Below are 6,313 nucleotides of genomic sequence, written 5' to 3'. Positions count from 1 at the left end.
CTGTCACGTTGCCGTATTCACGGTCCAACGCCTCGAAAAACAGCTCCTTCAACTCCGCAGAAACCATGATCCCCGCAACTCCCTGATAGCCAGGGTGTTGCGGGGATCACTAGAACCCAAGCCCGGATGATCACCATCTCGACCAACCTCACCCCGGTCATCGGTGTACTCGCCGACAACGCACCGTCGTTCGTGCCGATCACGACCCGGCTCGCGGTGGTTGCCGACAAGTTCAACGAACACGTCTACAACCCCGAGACCGGTCTGGCCACGTCGAAGATGATCCTGTCGCTGTCGCCGAACCGGACCTACGTCCGTGCGGACTGTCCGCGGTACGGCAACCTCGAAGGTGCGAGCTGCAAGACGGCACCGGTGACCGCCCGTCCCTACGGCTTTCCCAAGAAGCTCGATCCGAAGAACTACCAGCTACCCGCCGGATACGAGCTCCCGCGCGGTTACCGGCTGCCGCCGGGGCTCATGGGCGGCAACGTCGGACCCGTCGGCAGCAAGGCCGAACTCGAGCAGCTGCGCAAGATCCTGGGCAAGGACGCGACCCCCGCGGCGATGATGCTGCTCGCTCCGCTGCTGCGCGGCAACAAGGTCGAGATCCGTCCCGACACCGGTGACCAGAAGCCCGGTGCACCGCGAGCAGGGGAGGGAGGCCCGCGATGAGCACGTTCCGGAAATCTCTCATCACGCTGTCGTTGTTCCTCGTCGTCTCGCTCGTGCTGTCCTGGTTCGTCTATGTCACGTTGCAGCGCAACGTCAACGGCGCCACGCGCGAGTACAGCGCGGTCTTCACCGACGTCAGTGGTCTGCGTCCCGGCGACGACGTCCGGGTCGCCGGTGTCCGGGTCGGCCGGGTCGACGAGATCCAACTCGAGAAGACCGTCGCCCGGGTCACTTTCGAGGTCCAGGACGACCAGACGCTCTACACCGACACGCGGGCGTCGGTGACGTACCAGAACATCATCGGCCAGCGTTATCTCGGACTGCTCGCCGGTGACACCGACTCGTCGGCCGTACCGCTCGACGACGGGGGCGAGATCCCGCTCGATCAGACCGAGCCGTCCTTCGACATCGCCGGCCTGCTCAACGGTTTCGAACCGCTCTTCAGCGTCCTCGACCCCGACCAGGTGCAGAACATCACCCAGACGATCATCACGGCCCTACAAGGCGACAAGGGATCGCTGACCTCCCTGATCGCCCAGACGTCGACCCTGGCCGACTCGTTCGCGGGACCCGACGATGTCCTCGGCGACCTGATCGTGAGTCTCGGCAAGGTGACCTCGTCGCTGGCCGGTCAGTCGGGGAGTGTCGAGTCACTCATCTCGAACATGCGCGATGTGTTCACCACGCTCAACGCCCGGCAGGGCGAACTGGTCAGTTCGATCGATCAGATCTCGCAGACCATCGGCCGAACAGCTGTGGTGTTCAACAACATCGAGCCCAGCCTTTCGGCATTGGTCGCGCGGGAGCCCGGGTTCACCGGTCACATCGTCAGCAATGCCGAGAAGTTCGCGTACATGTTCTACAACGTGCCGCTGGCGATGCAGGGTCTCGCCCGTTTCACGCAGGAGAGCACGGCGGCCAACGCCTACATCTGCAACGTCAACGTCACGATCGTTCCCGGCCTGTCGCACCTGATTCCCGGCATCATCGCCGGGGTCACGCCGGGCGGGAAGATCCAACAATCCCCGATCTGCAGGTGAGCATGAGAAACAAGATGAGGTCGATGAAGCGCCCGTCGCTGTCGAAACCGTCGCTGCAGAATCCCTTCAAGGGTCGACTGGAAGACCAGAGCAGGTTCAAGCTGGGGATCAGCGCGATCCTGATCCTGAGTCTGGTCGTGCTGTGCATCGTCGGTATCGGTCGGCTGGGCATCGGTGACAACACCTACGACGCCGAATTCGTCCAGGCGGCACAGATCTCCGGCGGCGATCAGGTCACCGCCGCCGGTGTGCCGATCGGCACGGTGACCGGGGTTCGACTCGCCGGCGACCGCGTTGTCGTGTCGATGAAGATCGACGGTGACGTCGAACTCGGCGCCGACACCAGGGCGGCCATCAAGCTGACCACCCTGCTGGGTTCGCGGTACGTCGAGATCCAGCCGGCGGGCGAGGGCGAGATCCCCGACGACGTCATCGCGCTGAAGAACACCTCGGTGCCCTACGACCTGCAGCATGCCCTGGCCGGCGCCACGACCACCTTCGAACAGGTCGACGCCAAGCGCATCGCGGATTCGATGACGGTGTTGTCCGATCAGCTCGACGGTGCACCCTACGTGATGCCCCAGGCGCTGAAGAACATCGAGAACCTCTCGACCATCATCGCCGACCGGCGGACCCAGATCGGCCAGCTGCTCGCGAGCACCAACGAACTCACGACCGCCATCCGTAACCAGCAGGTCGCGCTGGGGCAGATGGTCGTTCGCGGGGAGCAACTCGTCAGCGAGCTGGTGACCCGGATCGACTCTCTCCAGAAACTGATCAAGTCCACCACCCGACTGATCGGCAATCTCCACCAGATCGTCGGGGTCCAGGGACCGCAGGTCACCCAGTTGCTCCAGAACATGGAGACCCTGCTCGGCGCGGTGGCGCGACGAGAAGACGTGTTACGCAACACCTTGCAGATCCTGCCCGTACCGATCCGCAACTTCGCCAATGCGACCGGATACGGCAACAATCTCGAGTTCGGCGCCCCCGCAGGATCTCTCGTGGACGCGTGGATGTGCGCGGTCAGCGGGCAGGCGCGCATGATGTCGCTGGCCGAATACTTCAAGGAGTGCAAGTGATGTCCAGAGTCATCGCACACCCGCTGCTGATCCTGGCCGCGGCAGCACTCCTGCTGGCGGGATGCTCGCTCGGATCCAATCCCTTCGAGGAGAAGATCACCGTCACCGCCGAGTTCGACAACGCCAACGGCCTCTACGTCGGCAACTCGGTGGACGTGCTGGGGATGTCGGTCGGGAAGGTCACCGCCATCGAGGCGAGGGGCGGCTATGCGCTCGTCACGATGGAGATCGACAAGAACATCAAGATCCCGGCGAGCGCGGAGGCGGTGACGGTCTCGACGTCGATCCTCACCGACCGCCACGTCGAACTCACCCCGGTGTACCGGGAGGGACCGACGATGCAGAACGGCGACAAGATCGGACTGGATCGCACCCGCACCCCGGTCGAGTTCGACCGAGTTCTCACCATGGTCGAGCGACTGTCGGCCGAACTCGGCGGCAACGGCAAGGGGGAGGGGCCGGTCGCCGATCTGATGGCGGTGAGCGTCGCGATGACCGAGGGAAACGGTCAGTCGATGCGGAACGCCCTCGGCGACCTCGAGCGCGCACTGCGGCTCAGCGAGGACGGCGGCGCCCACTCACGGCGGGACATCACCGCGATCGCATCCAACCTCGCCCGACTCAGTGAGGCCGCAGCGAACAACGATGCCGTGATCCGCGACCTCGGTTCTGGTTTCGCACAGATGTCGTCGTTCCTGGCCTCGGAGGATCTGGGCACCGGGACGACGGGCAAGCAGCTCAACGACCTCATGAGAGAGACCCAGGCGCTCCTCATCACCAACCGGGAGACGATCAAGAACACGCTGTCGAGCACCACCACCGTGACCACAGCGATGGTCGACTACCGACGCAATCTGTCCGAGTTCTTCGACATCGCACCGATGCTCATGGACAACGTCTACAACGCGATCGACCAGGAGACCGGCGCACTGCGCGTGCACGGACTGGTCGACAAACTCCTTCTCGACGGTCAGGGGGTCAAGGAGGTGTGCAACCTTCTCGGCCTACGCCAACTCGGTTGCGCCACCGGCACACTGCAGGACTTCGGACCCGACTTCGGGGCCACCTCGATCCTCGCCGCACTCGTGGAGAACGCCAAATGAGCGCCCGGACACGGCAGGTCGGCAAACCGGCGGCAGCGCTCGCCGTCGGGCTCGCCGCCGTGCTGGGCGTGAGCGGTTGCGGAGTGGGACTCGAACAGCTCCCACTGCCGGCACCCGGGGCCTCCGGCGCCACGTACACGCTGACCGCTCGTTTCACGAACGCACTCAATCTCCCGCAGGGCGCGAAGGTGCGCGTTCTGGGAGCGGATGTGGGTTCGGTCGCCTCGATGGACGCCGAGAACTTCACCGCCGTCGTCGACCTCCGGATCCAGTCGTCGACGTCCTTGCCCGTGGGCACGACGGCCGAACTGCGTTCGGCCACCCCACTCGGTGACGTCTTCGTCGCGCTCGAACCGCCGCCCGAAGGTCAGGACAAGAAGGGCGAACTGCAGAACGGCGACGAACTGACGGTCGACGACACGTCGTCGGCGGCGACCGTGGAAGAAGTCCTCGCCACCAGTGCCCTACTGGTCAACGGCGGTGCCGTCCGTAACCTGGTCAAGGTCGTCAACGGACTCGGCGAGGCGGTCGGCCCGGACGGCCGGTCGGTTGCGCATCTGGTCGACCAGTCGACCGATCTCATCTCGACACTGTCGAACCGCACGGGCGAGATCAACCGCGCGATGCGCAACACCAGCAACCTGGCGGCCACTCTCGGTGCACGGCAGAAGGACCTGTCCGATGCGATCAGTGCCGCCGCCCCGGCTGTCGGAGCGCTGTCGGCCAACACCGGCCAGGTACTCGACATGGTCGCCAACGTCGACCGGCTCACCGAACTGATCGGACAGTTCCCCTCGATCAAGGGCACCGACAATCGCAGCACCATCGCCGACATGAACAAGCTGTCGTACTGGTTCAACGCGGCATCGCTGAATCCGAACGCGAACATGAATGCGGTGAATTCGATTCTCGCGCCACTGATCAAGGCGGCGAGCTCGACCTCCGCACATGCGAACATCGACATCCAGGGGATCGCACTGGGCGTCGTCGGCGACCCGAATCACAAGGCCGATCCCGGTATGCGAGTCCCGGACGCGACCGACGTGATCAATGTGATCGGCAGCATCTCCTACCTGCTCGACAAGCTGTACAAGCAGTCGACGGGAGGCCGGTGATGGGAATCCGAAGTGCTGCAGAGCCGGTCGCGTCCGGGCTCGTCGGTGTCGTCCGATGGGGTCGCGCACGGCGCCTGATCCTGTCCGCGATCGCGCTCGCGCTGACTCTCGTTCTCGGTGTCGCCTATCTGCTGTTCGGCGCGTTGCGCATCAACCCGGGCGCCTCGCAGATGACGATTCGCGTCAACCTCCTCAACTCGGGGGGTCTGCTGGCGGGACAGGACGTCACGATGCGAGGTGTCTCGGTCGGTCGCGTCTCCGCTGTCGACCTGAGCGAGTCCGGCGTCGTCGCAGTGGTGCGGGTGTCGACCGACGCGAAGATCCCCGCGGACACAGCGGTCCGGGTGTCGGGACTCTCGCCGGCGGGCGAGCAGTACCTGGACTTCCGGCCCGCGAACGGCGACGGTCCCTACCTGACCGACAACGCCGTGATCGACGCAAAACGCACCACCACACCCACTCCCATCGCCGAGGTACTCGAAAGCCTCCAGGGGACGCTCGATCAGATCAACCCGGAAGAGCTGGAGATCATCGTCAAGGAACTCGGCGTCTCGCCCCAGGGTGTGAAGAAGCTCGACAACATCGTCAACGGTGGGATCTTCCTGCTGTCGACGCTGCACACCGCGCTGCCGAACACCACGTCCCTGCTCAAGTCGAGCAAGGTCATGCTCGGCACGCTGGGGGAGACCGCACCCAGGATCCGGGCGATGTCGGCCGATCTACGGAGCGTGTTCACCGGTGTGGAGAAGATGGACGGCGGATTCCGGCGACTTGTCGACCAGGGACCGGCGACCATGGGTGCGGTCGACGCCCTGTTCGCCGACAATTCGCCGACGATGGTCCAGCTGTTGGGCAATCTGGTGACCATCTCCAAGCTTTCATATTTGAGGGTGCCCGCCCTCGAGGCGATCTGGCCCGATCATCGCGGTTCGGTCCTCGAAGCCATCGGATCGACGTTCCGCGACGGCGGGACCTGGGGCATCGTCGACGTCTACGAACGCTATGTCTGCGACTACGACCTGCCGCGCAAACCGCCGTCGATCCCGGACTATCCCGAGCCCTACCTGTACACCTACTGCAACGACCCCGACCCGGCGATTCTCGTCCGAGGCGCGCGCAACGCTCCGCATCCGGCAGGGGAGGAGTACCTCTCCGGTCCGCCGCCGAACGTGGACCCGCGTGCGACCGCCGACCCGCCCCCGCGTGGGCCGCTGTCCATCCCCACGCCCTATGGAGGACCGAAGGTTCCGCTGCCACCGCCACCGCAGTGACTCGCGGCGTGACCGCACGCCCGGCGAAAA

General features: G+C 64.9%; 6 protein-coding genes. All 6 read left to right on the top strand.

What is annotated here, in order from left to right:
• Positions 1-126 precede the first annotated feature (126 nt).
• Genes NWF34_RS20330 through NWF34_RS20305 form a run of 6 tightly spaced genes read left to right on the top strand, consistent with a single transcriptional unit; the run spans position 127 to position 6,283 of the window.
• Positions 127-672 (top strand): hypothetical protein, encoded by a 546-nt coding sequence (locus tag NWF34_RS20330; protein ID WP_258325965.1) that lies wholly within the window; start codon positions 127-129, stop codon positions 670-672.
• Positions 669-1,712 (top strand): MlaD family protein, encoded by a 1,044-nt coding sequence (locus NWF34_RS20325; protein WP_258325964.1) that lies wholly within the window; start codon positions 669-671, stop codon positions 1,710-1,712. The genes NWF34_RS20330 and NWF34_RS20325 overlap by 4 nt, the downstream gene beginning before the upstream one ends.
• A 23-nt stretch (positions 1,713-1,735) precedes the next feature.
• Complete coding sequence (locus NWF34_RS20320; RefSeq protein ID WP_258325963.1) at positions 1,736-2,794, top strand: MCE family protein; 1,059 nt, start codon at positions 1,736-1,738, stop codon at positions 2,792-2,794.
• Positions 2,794-3,897: an MlaD family protein gene (locus tag NWF34_RS20315; RefSeq protein ID WP_258325962.1), complete on the top strand. Its 1,104-nt coding sequence runs from the start codon at positions 2,794-2,796 to the stop codon at positions 3,895-3,897. Before NWF34_RS20320 ends, NWF34_RS20315 begins: the two co-directional genes overlap by 1 nt.
• Positions 3,894-5,012, top strand: coding sequence for an MlaD family protein (locus NWF34_RS20310; protein ID WP_258325961.1), 1,119 nt, complete (start codon positions 3,894-3,896; stop codon positions 5,010-5,012). Before NWF34_RS20315 ends, NWF34_RS20310 begins: the two co-directional genes overlap by 4 nt.
• Positions 5,012-6,283, top strand: coding sequence for an MlaD family protein (locus tag NWF34_RS20305; RefSeq protein ID WP_258325960.1), 1,272 nt, complete (start codon positions 5,012-5,014; stop codon positions 6,281-6,283). Before NWF34_RS20310 ends, NWF34_RS20305 begins: the two co-directional genes overlap by 1 nt.
• Positions 6,284-6,313: the final 30 nt, after the last annotated feature.

The sequence above is a fragment of the Gordonia sp. GONU genome, from assembly GCF_024733855.1.
GTDB classification, from domain to species: Bacteria; Actinomycetota; Actinomycetes; order Mycobacteriales; family Mycobacteriaceae; genus Gordonia; species Gordonia amicalis.
Note: the sequence above shows the minus strand (reverse complement) of the source record. Positions and strands in the feature narration are given on the sequence as shown.